The sequence below is a fragment of the Actinomyces johnsonii genome, assembly GCF_006546835.1.
In the GTDB taxonomy this organism is placed as follows: domain Bacteria; phylum Actinomycetota; class Actinomycetes; order Actinomycetales; family Actinomycetaceae; genus Actinomyces; species Actinomyces johnsonii.
The window spans coordinates 1-15896 of sequence record NZ_VICB01000029.1; the positions used below are offsets into that span (position 1 = coordinate 1).

Here is a 15896-nt window from a genome sequence, read left to right on the forward strand (position 1 = left end):
CATCCACCACCAGACCCCACCGGGGGAGTATCCGGCCGCGTGGAATGTCTCCGCTGAGGTTCGGAGACGGGTGCGAGGCCGACCTGATCACAGTTCAGGCTTGTAGCCGCGGGCCTTCCCCAGGTCGCGCATGTAGCCGATGATGAGGTCAGGTTTGACGACGATCAGAGAATCACCTCTCTCCCAGAAAATCCCGGCAAATTCGACCTGTTTCTCCCTTTTGACGTCCATGAGATAAAGGAAGGCATTCGGATCGACCTGTGCTTGTGCCTTGAGTTTGACCGCCTTCTTCTTTGGAGAGAGTGTGGCGCCGGAGGCGCAGAAAGCCTCGTTCTCCTTCTTCTTCTCCAGATTGGGGATCGTGAAGCTTTTTCCAACCTTGGGGACAAGCATATTGATGCAGGAGGACCCTGAGTCTCGAAGACCCGTCATGGGGGCGGGCGACTCGTTCTTCTTATGGTATGCGTGGATCTGCTTAATTGTCAGAAGGTAATGTTCGGGATAAATGAGAGGGCTTTCTTCTTTCTTTGGGTCCACGAAGTAAGCTGACAATTGCTTTCCGTCGAGATCGTACTCGACGACACTCCATGGGTCGTCGGGGCCCGGGTTAAGAGCATTTTTCTCGTAGACCACCCAACCATCTTCGGCGTAGTCGGTGTTGGTCGTCGCTTTCGCTTTGTCCCCGCCAAGCACCTTGGTCTTGCCGTCGGCAAGGTCGAGGACGACGTTATTGATGGTGATGTACTTGTGCTTCTTGTGCGTCACAACATTCACATTGCCTCGCATTGACGAGAAGTTTACCCCGTCCTCGGCTGGGATGGTGATGGTCCACTTCTTCTTCTGAGGGGACTCCCATGCTGTGCACTGATTTTCGGTGTCGCAGCTGATGGCTATTCCGTCGGCGATGATGGCCGACTGGCTCTCGCTCCACGGTACAGAACCTTGCTTACCCGAGCTCAGATCGATGATCGTCGGCCCGTAAACAACCTTGTCATCACCCCACGAGTACGCCGCCGACTCGAACGAGGTGGAGGGGTCCGAACTGTCGCCCCCGACCTCGAGGTCCCACGCCTTCGTCATCCCGCTGTCGGCGATCGTGTAGGCAGTCAGAGTGTGGTTCGAACTCTCGTAGGTGAGGAAGTGGTCACCGACAACCAGCGGCGTCGCGCTGGCCGCGACGTCGGCGTCCCACTTCTTGACGGAGCCGTCCTTCCAGTCGTCCGACAACTCGATGTGCCGGTTGATGATCTTCGTGTCCGATGGTCCGAAGAAGTACCAGCACGCCCCACCGGTTGCGGCGAGGACCAGGATGATGGGGAGGAAGACCGCTACCGCCGTGGCTCCGCGCCGTCGCTTCGGACGCAGTGCCGGTGCTGCTTGCACCGGTGGGCCATTGAAGGCCGGCTGCCCGGGCGGCGCTCCCATGGCGGGCTGATTCATCGCCGGGTATCCGATGGAGCCCGTTTGTTGGGGTCCCGGCTGCGCCACAGGGGAAGCAGAAGGGACAGACGGTTGCGAAGTCGGCCTGTCGGCGCCGGGCGGCTGCGCGATGTCCGTTGACCCCGGGGCCCCAGTCACCGTGCCGTATCCCTGGGGCGCACTCCCATAACCGGTGGACTGCTGCGGCCGCGCCGCCCCCACCGCCATCGTCGGTGCCATGGTGTCAATCTGCTCCGAGGCCTGCGACTGCGCCGGAGGTGCAGCCTCATCCGTCTGGGCCGTCCCCTGTCTGGACCGCCGTGCCAAAGCCTCCTTGACGGCAACGTTGTCGGAATGCGCCAGCAGGTCGAGGACGGACTGCGGCGTCGCCGGGTTCACGGCCAGGATCGGGTGCAAGTCGGGGCGGGTGGCCGCGATACGTTGAAGATCGTGAGAAGGGGCGAATCCATCTGCCGCGATGGTCGCGTCGTTGTCGCCTGAAGAAGGAGGGTACCCCGTTGTCATAGCTTCGAAGCCTACCGGAGTTTACGGTGTGAGGGCGCGAATCGAGCCATGGGGACCTGTCGACCTCGGATACGCCGATGAGGGGCTGTCGGAACGGTCGTCGAGGTGGTAAAGACGGCCTCGCCGGGGCCCGCTCGCGGATACCCGTCTACTCGGGATTCGGGGTGCCGGGCGGTGCTGGGTTATGACTCGGGCTTGAAGCCGATGGCCTTCCCGTGCTCCTTATCATAACCGATGATGAGATCATATTCTGCCATGATGAGCGAGTCTCCGCTCTTCCAGTCGATTTCTTTGAATTTGATCTCCTTTCCAGTTCTGGTGTTCATGAGAAGAAGCGCAGAATTAGGGTCGCTGTGTTCCCAGGCGGTGAGGCTTGCAATGCTTCCTTGTGAGGAGATCGAGGCGTACGTCGGGCATGGGGCATCGTCATCATCACTGCTGGAGCTGTGCTTGGTGGACGTGGGAGCGGAGAATGACTGACCGTTCTTAGGGGTGAGTTTTGAGATGCAGCCGCCGGAGCTGTCTCTGGAGATCGTCAGAGGGGCTTCATCGTATTCTCGTTCACTGAAGTATTTTTGATGTTGTTCGGCTGTAAGGAGGGTGTTGTTCGGAAATACCGGATCCTTACTCTCGGAGGGCTTTATTGTGTAGCTGCTCTTTTTGCTTCCCTGAGTGTCATATACGGTGACATTCCATTTCAGATTGTCCTCTGATGAGGTTTCGTCTTTACTGTAGAGCAACCATCCGTCTTTAATGTAGACAACGGCCGTGTCCTTTGAGACTTCGCCCTTCTTTCCCAGGTGTATCGTGTCGCCGGTCCTGAGGTCGATCACGATGTTGCAGAAGGCGGTGTACTCCTTTCCTCCCCGCATAAGGATCTCCGTGTTCGACACAGCGGATTGCTTTGCAAACTCTTTCGCTCCCTTGATGGTTTTGCTCCATCGTTTTTTACTCGGCGATTCCCAGGCGGTACAGCGGTCGTCGGAGTTGCAGCTGACTGCTACGCCGCCGGCGATTACGGCGGAGTCCTCCTTGCCCCATGGGGGAGAGCTCTCCTCTCCGGTTTTCAGGTCGATCATCTGATGACGATAGATGAGTCTGCTGTTTCCCCAGTTCTGAAATGAAGGGGAAAAAGAGGAGTAGGAGGACTGGTAGACGTCGTCGGCGAGCTCGACGCGCCATGACTCTTCCATCCCCTTGTCCAGCGACGAGTATCCGGTGAGTGTGTTACTCGACTTCTCATAGGTCAGGAAATAATCGCCAATAACGTACGGTTCGGCGTCGGAGGCGACGTCGACGCTCCACGACTCCTGTGCGCCCTGGGCCCAAGAGTCTATTAGAGAGGTCCTGAAAGTGACTACTGACGTGCTCGACGATCCGAAGAAGTACCAGGCGGCCACACCGCCCCCGGTCAGAAGCAGAACGATCGGCAGAACGATTGCGAGTACCTTGAGACCCCGTCTTTTCGGGGGCTGAATCGTCGGCGCATACATCGGTGCGCCGTACGCCGGAGCCGTGATCTGGCTCTGCCCTTGCATATATCCCGGCGGCGCTCCAGCCGGTACTCCGGGCGGCATCGCGGGCTGCTGCTCCATGGGCTGCGCCGCCGACTGCATCGACGGAGCCGAGTAGTGCTGGGACGGTGGCGGCAAAGCAACGGGTTGAGCCGCCTGAGAGGAATCCTGTGGCAAGGGACTTGGCTGGGGCCCGGCGCCCGTCCCGTATCCGTAACCCTGAGGTGCGGCGCCCGGAGCCATGGCGCCGGGCGCCGTCGGCGGAGCGCCATCGTAGCCCTGGGGCGCCGCCCCGTATCCAGAGGCCTGCTGCGGCTGGGGCGCCACCGCCATTGTTGGCGCCATCGCATCGATCTGGCCGGGAATCTGCGGCTGCCCCGGCCATGCGGGCGGTGTCATTCCGGCGGATTGGCTCGCACCCTGCCCAGTCCGTCGCGCCAGAATCTCCTGGACCACGTCATCGTCGGAGCGCTCCAGCACCGAGAGGACCTGGGGCGGGATCGACGGGTTCGCCGCCAGGATCGAGTGCAGGTCGGGGCGGGCCTGCGCGATTCGCTCAAGGTCTTGCGGCGAGGCGAATCTGCTGGCCGCCATCGTGGCATCGTAATCTCCGGAAGATGGTGAGTGCCCCGTCGTCATGTCTCCCGAGCCTAACGAAATCCAGGGCCCGAGGTCGCCGAATCGGACCACCGGCGCCCGGCTCCGCGCGCCCGGCTCCGCGTCGGACTAGAGCCGCGATCCGATAGAGGGGGCCGCCGGCTCAGTCGACGATGCCGTAGAGACGGTCCCCGGCGTCGCCGAGCCCGGGCACGATGTAGGCGTGCTCGTTGAGCCGCTCGTCGACGCCGGCGGTCACGACCGTGACGTTCGCCCGCTCGCCGACCGCCTCCTCTAGCGTCCTGACCCCCTCGGGGGCGGCGATGAGGCACAGCGCGGTGACGTCGCGCGCCCCGCGCTCGAGCAGGTAGTCGATGGCCGCCACGAGGGTGTGCCCGGTGGCCAGCATGGGGTCGATGACGAAGCACTGGCGGCCCGAGAGGTCGTCGGGCAGACGGTTGGCGTAGGTCTCCACCTCCAGGGTGTCCTCGTCGCGCTTCATCCCCAGGAAGCCGACCTCCGCGGTGGGCAGCAGACGCGTCATACCCTCCAGCATCCCCAGGCCCGCGCGCAGGATCGGCACGACGATCGGCCGCGGGTCGGCCAGACGGCGGCACTGCGCCAGCGCCACAGGGGTGCGGATCTCCACCTCCTCGGTGCGCACCTCGCGGGTGGCCTCGTAGGCGAGCAGGGTGACGAGCTCGTCCACCAGCTGACGGAAGACCGCCGACGGCGTCTTCTCGTCGCGCAGGACGGAGAGCTTGTGGTCGATGAGGGGGTGGTCGGCAACGTGGAGGCGCATGGAGACAGCCTAATGCCGCAGCCGGGCATACACCGCCCCAACGCCGCGCCGGCGGCGTCTGCGCCCACTGCGTGACCATGCCACCTCAGTGATCGGGAGGCGGCCGGCGTCGGAATCCCCGTCGAAGTTCCGCAGTGCTGGTCACTTCGTGTCCAAATCGGTGACAAAGACCCGAAACGGGTTCAAGGTGTCAGATAAGAACCGCATGATTCCGCGGTTCTGTCGGAGGTCTGAAGACCGCGTCGGCTTCTTTGTCTCCGATTTGGACATCAGGTACGCCGTGAGGGCCGTTTCGGCCTCCGTGACCACTGCGCTGTGCGGCCAGGCTCAGGCGCGGGCGTGCAGCCAGGCCAGAACTGCCCGCACGCGCCGGTTCTCCTCGCCCGGCTGCAGGTCCAGCCCCCGGAAAATGTTCGCCACGTGCTTGGCCACCGCACCGTCGGAGAGCACCAGTCGCTCGGCGATCTGGGCGTTCGACAGCCCCTGCGCCATGAGCTCGAGCACCTCCTGCTCGCGCCGCGTCAGCCGGTCCAGGCCCGCTCCGCCCGGCACTGCGCTCGCGATTCCGCCCGACGGCGTCGACGGGGAGACCGTCCCGATCGGCGCCGGCGTCTGAAAACCGGACGGTGCGGTAGGGGCAACCGCTGCTGGGCCTGCCGTGGTCTCCGCAGCCCCACCGGCCCTGGAACCGGCGGCCCGCGCCGCCTTCATGAGGTGGGAGACCACCTCCGGGTCGATGACCACTCCGCCGCCCACGACGACGTCGAGCGAGTGTAGGAAGTCCGCCACCCGCCCCACGCGCTCCTTGAGCAGGTAGCCCACGGCGCCGCCGGACCCGGCCGGGGACGCCGGGGACTCAGTCTCCTCGAGCAGGTCCTGCACGTAGGGCCCGGCCACGTAAGCGCTCAGCACCACCACCGGCAGACCCGGGTGGGCCCGGCGCAGGTCGATGGCGGCGCGCAGTCCGTCATCCGTGCCCGTCGGTGGCATTCGCACGTCGGTGACGACGATGTCGGGCAGTTCCCCGGCGGCGGCCAGGCGCTCGACCTCGGTGCGCAGCGCGTCGGCATCGGCCACCTGCGCCACGACCTTGTGCCCGGCGGTGGTCAGAAGCCCTGCCAGACCCTCGCGCAGGAGGGCGGCGTCGTCGGCGAGCAGGATCCTCATGGGCACATCCTGCCTCAGACGGATGGTCGGGTGTGGGTGATGGTTACGGGGCCTGTCCAGGCTGCTCACGCTCCCGGTCATCCTCCGGATCGTCCGTGCCCCACGGTGGGGTCAGCGGCGCCGTGATCGTCAGCCGCGTCCCGGCGCCCTCGGGGGAGCTGACCTTCAGCCGCCCGCCGATGGACTCCACCCGCTGCGCCATGCCCCGCAGCCCGGTGGCATTCTCCCGCTCGGGGTCCGCCCCGCCGCGTCCTTCGTCAGTTACGACGGTGCTCAGCCCCGTGCCCGTGCAGCGCAGCGTGATTGTCGCGCTCTCGGCTCGGGCGTGCTTGGCGGCGTTCGTCAGCGCCTCGGCCACCGCGAAGTAGACGACCGTTGCCACAGGCTGCGAGATCTGGGCCAGGTCAGCCTCCTCGGCGTCGACGACGATGCTGGTCGGCAGCGGTGCCCGGCCTGTCAGGTCCTTCAGCGCCGGTGCCAGGCCGCGCTCGGACAGGACCGCCGGACGGATACCGCGCACGGTCTCGCGCAGGTCCCGCAGGGCCGTCTCGGCGCGGTCCTGCGCCGTGTCGATCCCTTTTAGCAGCGCGGTCCGGGACGTGGTTGTGGCCTCGTCGTCTGGCAGGGACTCGGCGGCCAGGCGCAGCCCGCCCAGACTCATGGTGAGGGCGACGAGGTCCTGCTGGGCGCCGTCGTGCAGGTCCCGCTCGATGCGGGTGCGCTCGGCCTCGAAGGCGTCCATGAGGGTGGCTCGGCTGGCCGTGAGGTGGCCGACCTCGGCGGTCAGCTGCTCCAGGCGCTGCCTTTTGCGCTCACCCGACAGTGCTTCCACTAACAGCAGCCGCAGTATTCCGAAGCCCAGGAGCGCCCCAAAGGCGGGGATAAGGCTGACCAGCCCAGCCGGCACCAGCGGCCAGGCGTTCTGCGGCTCGGTCACCGTCACCTCCTGGATGCCCAGATGAAGCGTGATGGGCGCCTCGGGAGAGGCCATGAAGGGCGCCAGGATGCTGGTGACGGCCAAGGCCCCGAAGAACCCGCTGATGAAGAACGATGCCGTGGTCAGCGCCAGGCCTCCCAGGCACAGGGGCAGGTCCTGCCGCCAGAACTCCACGTGAGCGACGCGCGCCAGCAGCCACGGGGTCTTGCGCTCCCCCTTCTTCCGACCGGAGGGGGCCTCCACCCCTATGCGACGCGCAACGATGCGCTCCAGCGACGCCCTTAGCGGTACCGTGAGATGGAACAGCAGAATGACGGGGATGAGGAGGGGAATCGACGGTATCCACAACGCGGCGTGCAGGAACTCCCATCCGATGATGCCGATCCACCGACGTCGTCGGCGATACCAGGCGGGACGGCGCTCGACGGATGAAACGCCGGGTGGCACAGAGATCATGCCGACGACGCTAACCGGCTCAGGGACGGGACGCACTCGTGCTGGCCCCCGTGCTGGCACCCCGGGGTGGTGCTGGCACCCCTGAAGTGGTGGACGCTCCGGTGGAGCGAGGTGGGGTTAGCCGGATACGAAGACGGGGGCGAGCACCAGTGCGATGGCGGCCGGTCGCGAGTGAACTGGTGCACATGAGCCTCGACCCGTTCCTTCCATGCACTGCAGCCGTCGCCTGCGACGCCTTCGGCCCCGCCTCTTCGGGGACGGCCCGCACATCCACCCGCTTCCAGGCCTCCGCCGGTACCGAGGTGTTCGGGGCGGGATTCGACGAGCCGGCGCTGCCAACGGACTCCGATAAGGTGCGGATCCATGAACGGCATCGGGCCTACACGCGCTGGTACGTGGCGGTGGGCGCCGAGGCCCTGGTGCTGGCGCTGCTGATCGTCATCGTCGGACGGCAGCTGACGCAGCTGCTGGGGGTGGCCACGCCGGGTGGGGGAGCGGCGGCCTGGGTGCACGACCTCCTGGTGGAGTCGCGTCAGCTGCTCGCCAGGATGAGCGGCGCCGGCGTGCGGACCTGGCTGCCCTCGATCCTGGCCGCGCTGCTGACCATCATGGGACCCTGGCTGAGGAGGCTGGTCGCGCGATGGGGACTGGGGATCCTGACGGGAAGCCGAGCAGTATCCGTCCTCACCTGGCTCGTCGTTGCGGTCGCAGGGGTTTGGGGCCTGTCATGATCCGTCGCCAGGACCGTCCCGCCACAGTCAGTGCCGACAATCAGGGGCCGCAGGCACCGCCGGCCATCGAGGTAGCCGGACTCACCCGCGTCTTCCGCGTCCAAGGGCGCCGCAACGCCGACGTCACCGCGCTCAACGGTGTCGACCTCGCCCTGCCCGCCGGTAGCTTCACCGCCCTGGTCGGCGCCTCCGGCTGCGGCAAGTCAACCCTCCTGCAGTGCATCGCCGGGCTCGACATCCCCACTGCCGGCACCGTCCAGCTCCTCGGCACCCGGACGAGCTCGCTTCGCCCCCGGCCCGCTGCCCGCTTCCGGGCCCGGCACGTCGGCTTCGTCTTCCAGGACGACAACCTCGTCACCTCCCTGTCCGCGCGCGACAACGTCGCCCTGCCCGGTCGCCTGCGCCGCAGACCCCTGAGCCGCACTGCCGTCGACGACGCCCTTGAGCGTGTGGGTCTGAGCGAGCAGGCCCGCCACCTGCCTCACCAGATGAGCGGCGGCGAGCGCCAGCGCGTGGCCATCGCCCGCGTCCTGGCCTCCCGTCCCGACATTGTCTTCGCCGATGAGCCCACGGCCGCCCTCGACGTCGCCGCCGCCGCGACCGTCCTCGACTGGCTCGCCGAGCTCGCCGGAGGCCCCGGTGCTGTGCCTAGCGCCGTGCCCGCCCCAGCTGAGTTCTCTTCCCCCGTGCATCAACCGGCCACTGTCCTCATGGTGACGCACGACGCCGCAGCTGCCGCCCGGGCCCAGCACGTCCTCGTCATGGACGCCGGCCGCCTCGTCGCCTCCCTGCCCGGGGGCGACCCCGCCGCCATCTCCGCCGCCGTCCTGTCCGCCCGCGGTGCCGGAGGCTCCCGATGATCCTTCTGCTCCTGTCCGACCTGCGCCACCACGCCGGCTCCTGGGCGTGGACCGCCGTCGTCGCCGTCGTGGCCGCCTCTGCCGTCGCTGGCCAGTTCCGGGTCGCTCATGGTGCCTTCGCTGCTGCGGAGGCTGCTGGAGACCCCACAATGATCGATGGGGCCGAATCCGTCTCAGGCATCATCATCATTGGGGTCGTCTTCGCCGCCGTGGCCGTCCTGTCCTCCACTAGCAACCTCGCGGTCTCCCAGCGAGAGCGCGACCACGGGCTGTGGAAGGCCCTGGGCATGAGCCCCTCGATGGTTCGCCTGGTCATCCAGGGCCAGCTCCTCGCCCTCGGGACGCTCGCCTCTCTCGCCGCGGTGCCGTTGAGCCTGCCCATCAGCCGGTTCATGATGCACCGGCTCATCTCCGACGGGGCCGCCCTGCCCGGCGCGGTGCCTCAGTGGAAACCCGCCGACCTTATCTGGACCGCGATCATCAGCGCCGGCACCCTTGTCATGGGCGGTCGGGGCGCCGCCAAACGTGCCTCGCGCACCCCGGAGGCCCTGCTGCTGCGCGGGTCGGGCGGGCAGAGAGCACATTGGAGCGCGGGACGAGTCCTCAAAGGCCTTCTGCGGCTGCTCTGGGCCGCTGCCGCCGCGGCAGGGTGGGCTGCCGAGTTCCTCGTCATCCGCAACGGGACGAATGGGGAAGACATCTTCATGGCGGTCTTCGGCGGCGCCCTGAGCGGACTGATCCTCGTGTGCATCCTGTGCAGCTGGCTCAGTCCGGTGCTGGAGCGCCTGCTCTCCGCCCTCATCCCGAGCCCCGGCGTCGCCTGGCACGTCGCCGGACGCACCTGCGCCCTGGAGACGCGCCGCTCGGCGGCCACCGTCCTACCCTTCGTGGTGACAATCGGGCTGGTCGCCATCGCCTTCGGTCCGGCCTCGGTCTCCCCCGACGTGAGCGCCGACGCATTCTCCTCCGTGTTCGGGTTGCCCTTCCTCGTGTCCTGGACCGGGGGCGTGGCCGTCATCGCCATGAGCGCGGGCCGACGTCGCCGTGACGCCGCCCTCCTGCGCGCCGCCGGAGCCATGGAGCGCGACGTCCTGGTTATCGAGGTCCTCGAGGGATTTCTCCATGCCGCCGCTGCAACCATCCTCGGCCTGCTCGTCACCGTGGGCACGGCCGTCCTCCTGTCCGAGGCTCTGCACCGGTCCCTGGTCGGCATTCTGGCGGACTTCCCCTGGACGACGCTGGGCCTCGTGTGCGCGGCGACCCTGGCGACCACCTGTCTGGCCGTCGTCGTCTCCGCCCGCGCCGGGGCACTCGCGGGCGAGCAGGCCCTGAGGCAGGTGCTGCGCGCCCGCGACTGAGCTTCGCCGCCGGCCCCGCCGACTGATCCCGCCGACGCGCCGGTTGGGCCGGGCGCGAAAGGGGCTGACGTCGCACCCGCCTGCGGGGCTAGGTTGCCCGCACCGACCGCTTTGAAGGAGATTGAAGGAGAACTCATGGCCATTGACTCCGCCCCCACCATCACTCTCAACAACGGCGTCGACATCCCGCAGATCGGCTACGGCGTCTTCCTGACCCCACCGGAGGAGACCGAGCGGGCCGTGCTCGAGGCCTTCGAGGTCGGCTACCGCCACGTCGACACCGCTCAGGCCTACCGCAACGAGGAGGGCGTGGGAGCCGCCGTCGCCGCCTGTGGGCTGCCCCGCGAAGACGTCTTCGTGACCACCAAGGTGTGGTTCTCCAACGCCGGGGACGAGCGCGCCGCTCGCTCCATCGACGGCTCCCTGCGCCGCCTGCGCACCGACTACATCGACCTGCTCTTAGTCCACCAGCCCTTCGGCGATTACTACGGCACCTACCGCGCCATGGAGAAGGCCCTGGCCGCCGGCAAGGTCCGCGCCATCGGCGTCTCCAACTTCTTCCCCGATCGCTTCGTGGACCTGGCGCAGCACGTCGAGGTGCCTCCGGCCGTCAACCAGATGGAGACCCACGTCTTCAATCAGCAGGCCGACAACCGCGCCTGGTACGCCAAGTACGGCACCGCCCTGGAGTCCTGGGGACCGTTGGCCCAGGGCCGCAACAACATCTTCACCCACCCGGTGCTCACCGCCGTCGGCGAGAAGTACGGCAAGACCGCCGCCCAGGTGGCGCTGCGCTACCTCATCCAGCTGGGCATCATCGTCATCCCCAAGACGGTCCACCGCGAGCGCATGGTCACCAACCTCGACGTCACCGACTTCCAGCTCGACGACGCCGACCTGCAGACCATCGCGGCCCTCGACGAGGGACGGGGTGTTGTGGACCACTACGACCCTGCCTTCCAGGAGCGCCTCGCCTCCTTCACGGTCGAGGAGGACTAACCCTCCCGCCCTCTTCCTACTGGGGGCCTATCACATGAGCGGAAACATTCGACGCCGCCGGGGGANNTTCCCCCGGCGGCGTCGAATGTCTCTACCGGGGCGAATTTAGAACCGGCGTGAGAACCGGGACTCGGTCTTCTCGGAGGTGCCCACGTACTCCAGCCAGCGCTCGTAGTGGTCGAGCACATCGTGGGCCACTTGGTCGGAGTTCCAGTCGACGACGTCGTAGCCCTGGCCGCCGCTGTGCGGGCGCACTTCGAGGCGCACCGTGAGGTCGTCGGCCTCGTGGACGGCGAAGCCGTAGGAGGGTACGGGTGTGACCACCATGCGCACGACGTATCGGAAGGAGTCGATGGAGCTGGACTGCTCCTCGCCGCTCTCCGTCGTGGCCGGGGCGGCGGAGACGACCAGGCTGGCCCGTCCTAGGAAGGTGCGCTCGTCGTCGGGGTCTTGCGCCTCGGGGCCCTCGACGAAGACCTCGGCGGAGACGTTCTCCTTGCGCAGTTCGGTGGCCACCGCTTCCATGGCCGGCACGATGCGCCGCTCGAGGGCGTGGCTGGCCTCGTCGGGGGAGACGGAGTTGAGGGTGTGGACCAGGCGCTCGCGCCAGGGCGTCTGCTCCAGGCCGGCGGCCGTCCCGTTGAAACCGAGGGCACGATTACGGTTGGCGATGGACAGGGCCTGGTTGTAGGAGTCTTCGGTGCTCAGGGATCGCCACAGGGTGTACATGATGAGGATGAGCACTCCGGAGAAGGGCAGCGCCATGACGATCGTGGCCTGCTGGAGGATGGGGATGCCGCCGGCCACGAGCATGGCGATGGTCAGGATCCCGGTCAGGGCGGCCCAGAAAATCCGCAGCCAGGCGGCGGCGTCCTGGCGCGCCGAGCGGATGCGGCTGGAGAGGTTGGCCATGACCAGGGCGCCGGAGTCGGCGCTGGTGACGTAGAAGAGGATGCCGATGAACAGGGCCAGTGCGATGAGGATCTTCTGGCCCGGCAGGTGCTCCAGCATCCAGTACAGGCCCTGCTCGGGCTGGTCCAGGGTGAGGTCCCGGAATTCGCCGTTGCCGCGGATGACCAGGTCGAGGGCGTGATTGCCGAAGATGGCCACCCACATGAGGATGTAGCAGAAGGGCAGCAGGAGGCTGCCGAGCACGAACTGGCGGATGGTGCGGCCGCGCGAGATGCGGGCCAGGAACATGCCCACGAAGGCCGCCCAGGCGATCCACCAGGCCCAGAAGAACAGGGTCCAGGCATTGAGCCACTCATCGGGCCGGTTGTAGGCGTAGGTCTCCAGCGTCAGCAGCGGGAAGCGGGTGAAGAAGTCTCCTATGGAGCCCACGAGCGCGTCGATGAGGAAAGCGGCATCGCCGGTGATGAGCACCCACAGGGCCAGGCCGATGGCCAGCAGCACGTTGATGGTGGACAGGACGCGCACGCCGCGGTCGACGCCCGAGACGGCCGAGACCGTCGCCATGATGACGGCCAGGGCGGTCAGCCCGATCTGGGTGGGGAAGCCCTGTGGCAGCCCGAACAGGATGTTGAGGGCCACGTTGAGCTGGACGACGCCGACGCCCAGCGAAGCGGCGATTCCGAAGACCCCGCCGACCAGTGCTGCGGCGTCGACGATGTCTCCGATGACGCCCTCGGTGTGCCGTCCCAGTAGTGGGCGCAGGGTGGAGCGCAGCGTGAGGGTGTCGCGGCGTCGGTAGGCGAAGTAGGCCATGGACAGACCTACTAGTGCGTACAGGCCCCAGCCGGAGATGCCGTAGTGGAACAGGGACAGGACGATTGCGTCGCGGGCGGCCTGGATGGTCTGCCCGTCCCCAGTGGGCGGGTGCATGTACTGGTCGACCGGCTCGGCGACGGCGAAGAACAGGATCTCGGTTCCGATACCGGCGGCGAAGAGCATGGCCGTCCAGGCGAAGGTGGAGAAGTCCGGCGTCGAGTTGTCCGGACCCAGGCGGATCCGCCCGAACCGGGAGAAGGCCAGCGCCAGGATGAAGATGAGTGCGGCCGTGATGAGGAGGATGTAGAAGGACCCGAACCAGCGGCTCGTCCAGGTTACGGCCGTGCTGAAGGCGTCGTTGACGATCTTGGGGGCGAAGATCGCGGCCAGGGCGACGATGGCGATGATGGTGGCCGACACGAAGAAGACCACCGGGTTGAGGGACTGCTTGTCGAGCTGGGCGGCGGATGGCGTCTCGGACGATGCCTCGGATGGTGCCTCGGATGGGGCGATGTGCTCAGAGGAATGGGATGAGCGGTCTGAGGGCTCGTCTGCTGCGGGCTCGCTCTGCTCGCTCGTTTCGGGGGACCGGCTCACCGACCTGCTCCGTTCTTCATGGGGACTCACTTCGTATTGGAATTGAGGGGACATGGGGCGGTGCCAAGATACGGCAACTGGGAGATCAGCCCAGGGCCGTACGTCTCATATGGAGCCTATAACGGAGGTGATGTATCCGTTATGTATTCCCGCTGACGTCGGAGTGATGCAGAAGACTGAACGCGGTGCGGGCGGGGGCCGGCGCCTCCCGGATTCCGGGTCTGTCATCCTTGGGGCTGTGATGTCTTCACCCTCTGCACAGTCGCTGGATGCCGCCATGGTGCGCGCCCTGGAGCTGGCCCGCTCGGCGGGCCGTGCGGGGGAGGTACCGGTGGGCGCCGTCATCCTCTCGCCGGAGGGGGCTGTTGTGGCCGAGGGCGCCAACGCCCGCCAGACCGAGCACGACCCGACGGCGCACGCCGAGATCCGCGCCCTGCGCGCCGCCGGCGCCGCCCTGGGCGACTCCCACCTGGACGGCTGCACCCTCGTGGTGACCCTTGAGCCGTGCACCATGTGCGCCGGCGCCATCGTCCTGGCCCGCGTGACCCGGCTAGTGCTGGGGGCCTGGGAGCCGAGGACCGGGGCCTGCGGCTCGGTGCGCGACGTCGTGCGCGACACCCGGGCCAACCATCAGGTCGAGGTGCGCGCCGGCCTGCGGGCCCAAGAGTCCCAGGCCCTCCTGACGGCATTCTTCGCCGACCGCCGCTGAGGAAGGGCGGACGTCGGTCGTGACTGATACCGCAGGACGCCGCGTTGGGGCCCGGGCCGCCGTCCGTGTAACCTCTTGAGCGAGGTAGCGTGTCCGAGCGGCCGAAGGTGCAGATCTCGAAAGTCTGTGTGGTTCATAGCCACCCTGGGTTCGAATCCCAGCGCTACCGCCACCACGGGAGGGCCCGCCGAAGCAACCACGAGTTGCCCGGCGGGCCCTCTCCGTCTCTGACGTTCTGACGCCGACACTGCGGGGTGCCCGTACTGCTCGAGGGCTGGGCGTCACTGGGTGAGAGACGGGTGTACTGCCTGACTCTCGGGGGTTCGTGCAGTGCAGACAGGTGTCGGTCAGTAGGACCCCCGGTTCGTGCAGTTCGGGGACGGGGCGGTTTCTCCTGGTTGAGACCCGATCGCTGATCGTCCGTGAGGAGGGCACGGTTTGTGCCGTAGCGATGCGCTACAGTGCGTATACGACCACGGAAGGAGGCAGTCATATGTCCACTGCCCTTATCCCGTCACGTGGAGTCGTCAAGCATTTCTCGCAGGCCGAGCTTGAGGCACGAGAGAGGGCTGTCGTCAGCGCACTCGAGCGTCGGTTCGGCAGTGTTGATGCTGCACTCGCCCAGGAGTACACCGGTGAGTACCCGTCGGACGACCTCAAGCTGTTCTCCGAGTACCACAGCTTGATGTTCCTCCTTGGCAAGTGATCACCGGGGCGGATGAGCAGACCTTCCGTTTTGCGGAGGGGCTGACTCGTACAGTGCGTGCGATTTGCCCGGCAGCGCCTGAGTTCCAGGTCGACGTCGCAGGAGAGGACCCTTGGAAGGCAGCTGTTCATCCGCAGGAGAAGGCTCCTGTCGTCCTGTCCATCGGTGGCAAGAAACTCCTCGATCTAGTCGTGTCTTACACCTGTTCGATATCGACACAGCATCCCTACATGATCATCGAGGGCTCGATGTTCGGCCTGAGACCCCATGGTGGAGGCGAGTGGCTTGCTCGTCTTGACTACCGGCGTCGTCCTCTGGCAAATGTTCCTTGCTCGCACCTTCACATTCATGCGCATCGTGACGCCTGGACTTTCATGATGTCCCGCGATGGTCATGGCAGCGGACGAAAGACGGTCAAGAAGCGGGGAGGCGCTGAGAAGACTCCCCAGATCTCTGACATCCACTTCCCTGTTGGCGGTCCGCGGCTGCGACCCGCACTGGAGGACTTCCTGACAATGCTGATCGAGGAGCTTGGAGTCGACCATCCTCCTCAGGCGCGCCAGGAACTTGATCGGGCCCGGGCCCGTTGGAGAATGGAGCAGACAAAAGCCATCGTTCGGTCTTCCGGTGATCTTGCCGCAGAGGTCCTCCGAGAGATGGGGTGGACGGTCTCACCTCCCGCGAGCTATCAGCCGAAGAGACATCCTGCGGAGTGGTTGGAGCGGTACTGAGCCGAGTTCAAGCAGGCGTGACGTTCCGTGCAGAACCGCACGGTGGGGTCAGGTGGTGTT

Annotated in this window: 13 protein-coding genes, 1 tRNA gene and 1 pseudogene; 8 read left to right on the top strand and 7 right to left on the bottom strand. The window is 66.5% G+C overall.

The features are described 5' to 3' along the window. Positions 1 to 87: 87 nt before the first annotated feature. The 6 genes and pseudogenes from FK256_RS13860 to FK256_RS13880 form a co-directional block, all read right to left on the bottom strand. Entirely contained in the window at positions 88 to 1944 is a 1857-nt protein-coding gene (locus tag FK256_RS13860; protein ID WP_141425153.1) for a variant leucine-rich repeat-containing protein, read from the bottom strand. Positions 1945 to 2126: 182 nt separating this feature from the next. Then, positions 2127 to 3539 carry a hypothetical protein gene (locus tag FK256_RS13865; RefSeq protein ID WP_244936472.1) on the bottom strand — a complete coding sequence of 471 codons (1413 nt, stop codon included), beginning with the start codon at positions 3537 to 3539 and terminating at the stop codon, positions 2127 to 2129. 360 nt (positions 3540 to 3899) lie between these two features. Continuing rightward, positions 3900 to 4097 (bottom strand): annotated as a pseudogene (locus tag FK256_RS14925) (variant leucine-rich repeat-containing protein); the annotation flags it as partial. 121 nt (positions 4098 to 4218) lie between these two features. Further along, the gene (gene upp, locus FK256_RS13870) at positions 4219 to 4857 is read right to left on the bottom strand and encodes a uracil phosphoribosyltransferase (protein WP_021607291.1); all 639 of its coding nucleotides are present in this window, start codon (positions 4855 to 4857) and stop codon (positions 4219 to 4221) included. Between the two features lie 327 nt (positions 4858 to 5184). Continuing rightward, the gene (locus tag FK256_RS13875) at positions 5185 to 6024 is read right to left on the bottom strand and encodes a LuxR C-terminal-related transcriptional regulator (RefSeq protein ID WP_141425155.1); all 840 of its coding nucleotides are present in this window, start codon (positions 6022 to 6024) and stop codon (positions 5185 to 5187) included. A 43-nt stretch (positions 6025 to 6067) separates the two neighbouring features. Beyond that, entirely contained in the window at positions 6068 to 7417 is a 1350-nt protein-coding gene (locus FK256_RS13880; RefSeq protein WP_141425156.1) for a sensor histidine kinase, read from the bottom strand. Positions 7418 to 7602: 185 nt separating this feature from the next. Between FK256_RS13880 and FK256_RS13885 the strand changes: the two genes are divergently transcribed. The 4 genes from FK256_RS13885 to FK256_RS13900 all read left to right on the top strand — a co-directional run bounded on the left by FK256_RS13885 (position 7603) and on the right by FK256_RS13900 (position 11365). Further along, positions 7603 to 8148, top strand: coding sequence for a hypothetical protein (locus FK256_RS13885; protein ID WP_141425157.1), 546 nt, complete (start codon positions 7603 to 7605; stop codon positions 8146 to 8148). Next, positions 8145 to 9008: an ABC transporter ATP-binding protein gene (locus FK256_RS13890; RefSeq protein ID WP_141425158.1), complete on the top strand. Its 864-nt coding sequence runs from the start codon at positions 8145 to 8147 to the stop codon at positions 9006 to 9008. Before FK256_RS13885 ends, FK256_RS13890 begins: the two co-directional genes overlap by 4 nt. Beyond that, the gene (locus FK256_RS13895; RefSeq protein WP_141425159.1) at positions 9005 to 10366 is read left to right on the top strand and encodes an FtsX-like permease family protein; all 1362 of its coding nucleotides are present in this window, start codon (positions 9005 to 9007) and stop codon (positions 10364 to 10366) included. The genes FK256_RS13890 and FK256_RS13895 overlap by 4 nt, the downstream gene beginning before the upstream one ends. A gap of 135 nt (positions 10367 to 10501) precedes the next feature. Further along, the gene (locus FK256_RS13900; protein ID WP_141425160.1) at positions 10502 to 11365 is read left to right on the top strand and encodes an aldo/keto reductase; all 864 of its coding nucleotides are present in this window, start codon (positions 10502 to 10504) and stop codon (positions 11363 to 11365) included. Positions 11366 to 11470: 105 nt separating this feature from the next. On the opposite strand, the gene betT is transcribed toward FK256_RS13900, so the two are convergent. Then, positions 11471 to 13690 carry a choline BCCT transporter BetT gene (gene betT, locus FK256_RS13905; RefSeq protein WP_034471675.1) on the bottom strand — a complete coding sequence of 740 codons (2220 nt, stop codon included), beginning with the start codon at positions 13688 to 13690 and terminating at the stop codon, positions 11471 to 11473. A 241-nt stretch (positions 13691 to 13931) separates the two neighbouring features. Between betT and tadA the strand changes: the two genes are divergently transcribed. The 4 genes from tadA to FK256_RS13920 all read left to right on the top strand — a co-directional run bounded on the left by tadA (position 13932) and on the right by FK256_RS13920 (position 15836). Continuing rightward, positions 13932 to 14399 carry a tRNA adenosine(34) deaminase TadA gene (gene tadA, locus FK256_RS13910; RefSeq protein ID WP_141425161.1) on the top strand — a complete coding sequence of 156 codons (468 nt, stop codon included), beginning with the start codon at positions 13932 to 13934 and terminating at the stop codon, positions 14397 to 14399. 83 nt (positions 14400 to 14482) lie between these two features. Beyond that, positions 14483 to 14571 (top strand) — tRNA-Ser (locus FK256_RS14375). Between the two features lie 321 nt (positions 14572 to 14892). Continuing rightward, positions 14893 to 15105: a hypothetical protein gene (locus FK256_RS13915; protein WP_009234529.1), complete on the top strand. Its 213-nt coding sequence runs from the start codon at positions 14893 to 14895 to the stop codon at positions 15103 to 15105. Then, on the top strand, positions 15102 to 15836 hold the full coding sequence (locus FK256_RS13920) for a hypothetical protein (RefSeq protein WP_244936474.1): 735 nt from the start codon (positions 15102 to 15104) through the stop codon (positions 15834 to 15836). The genes FK256_RS13915 and FK256_RS13920 overlap by 4 nt, the downstream gene beginning before the upstream one ends. Positions 15837 to 15896 lie beyond the last annotated feature (60 nt).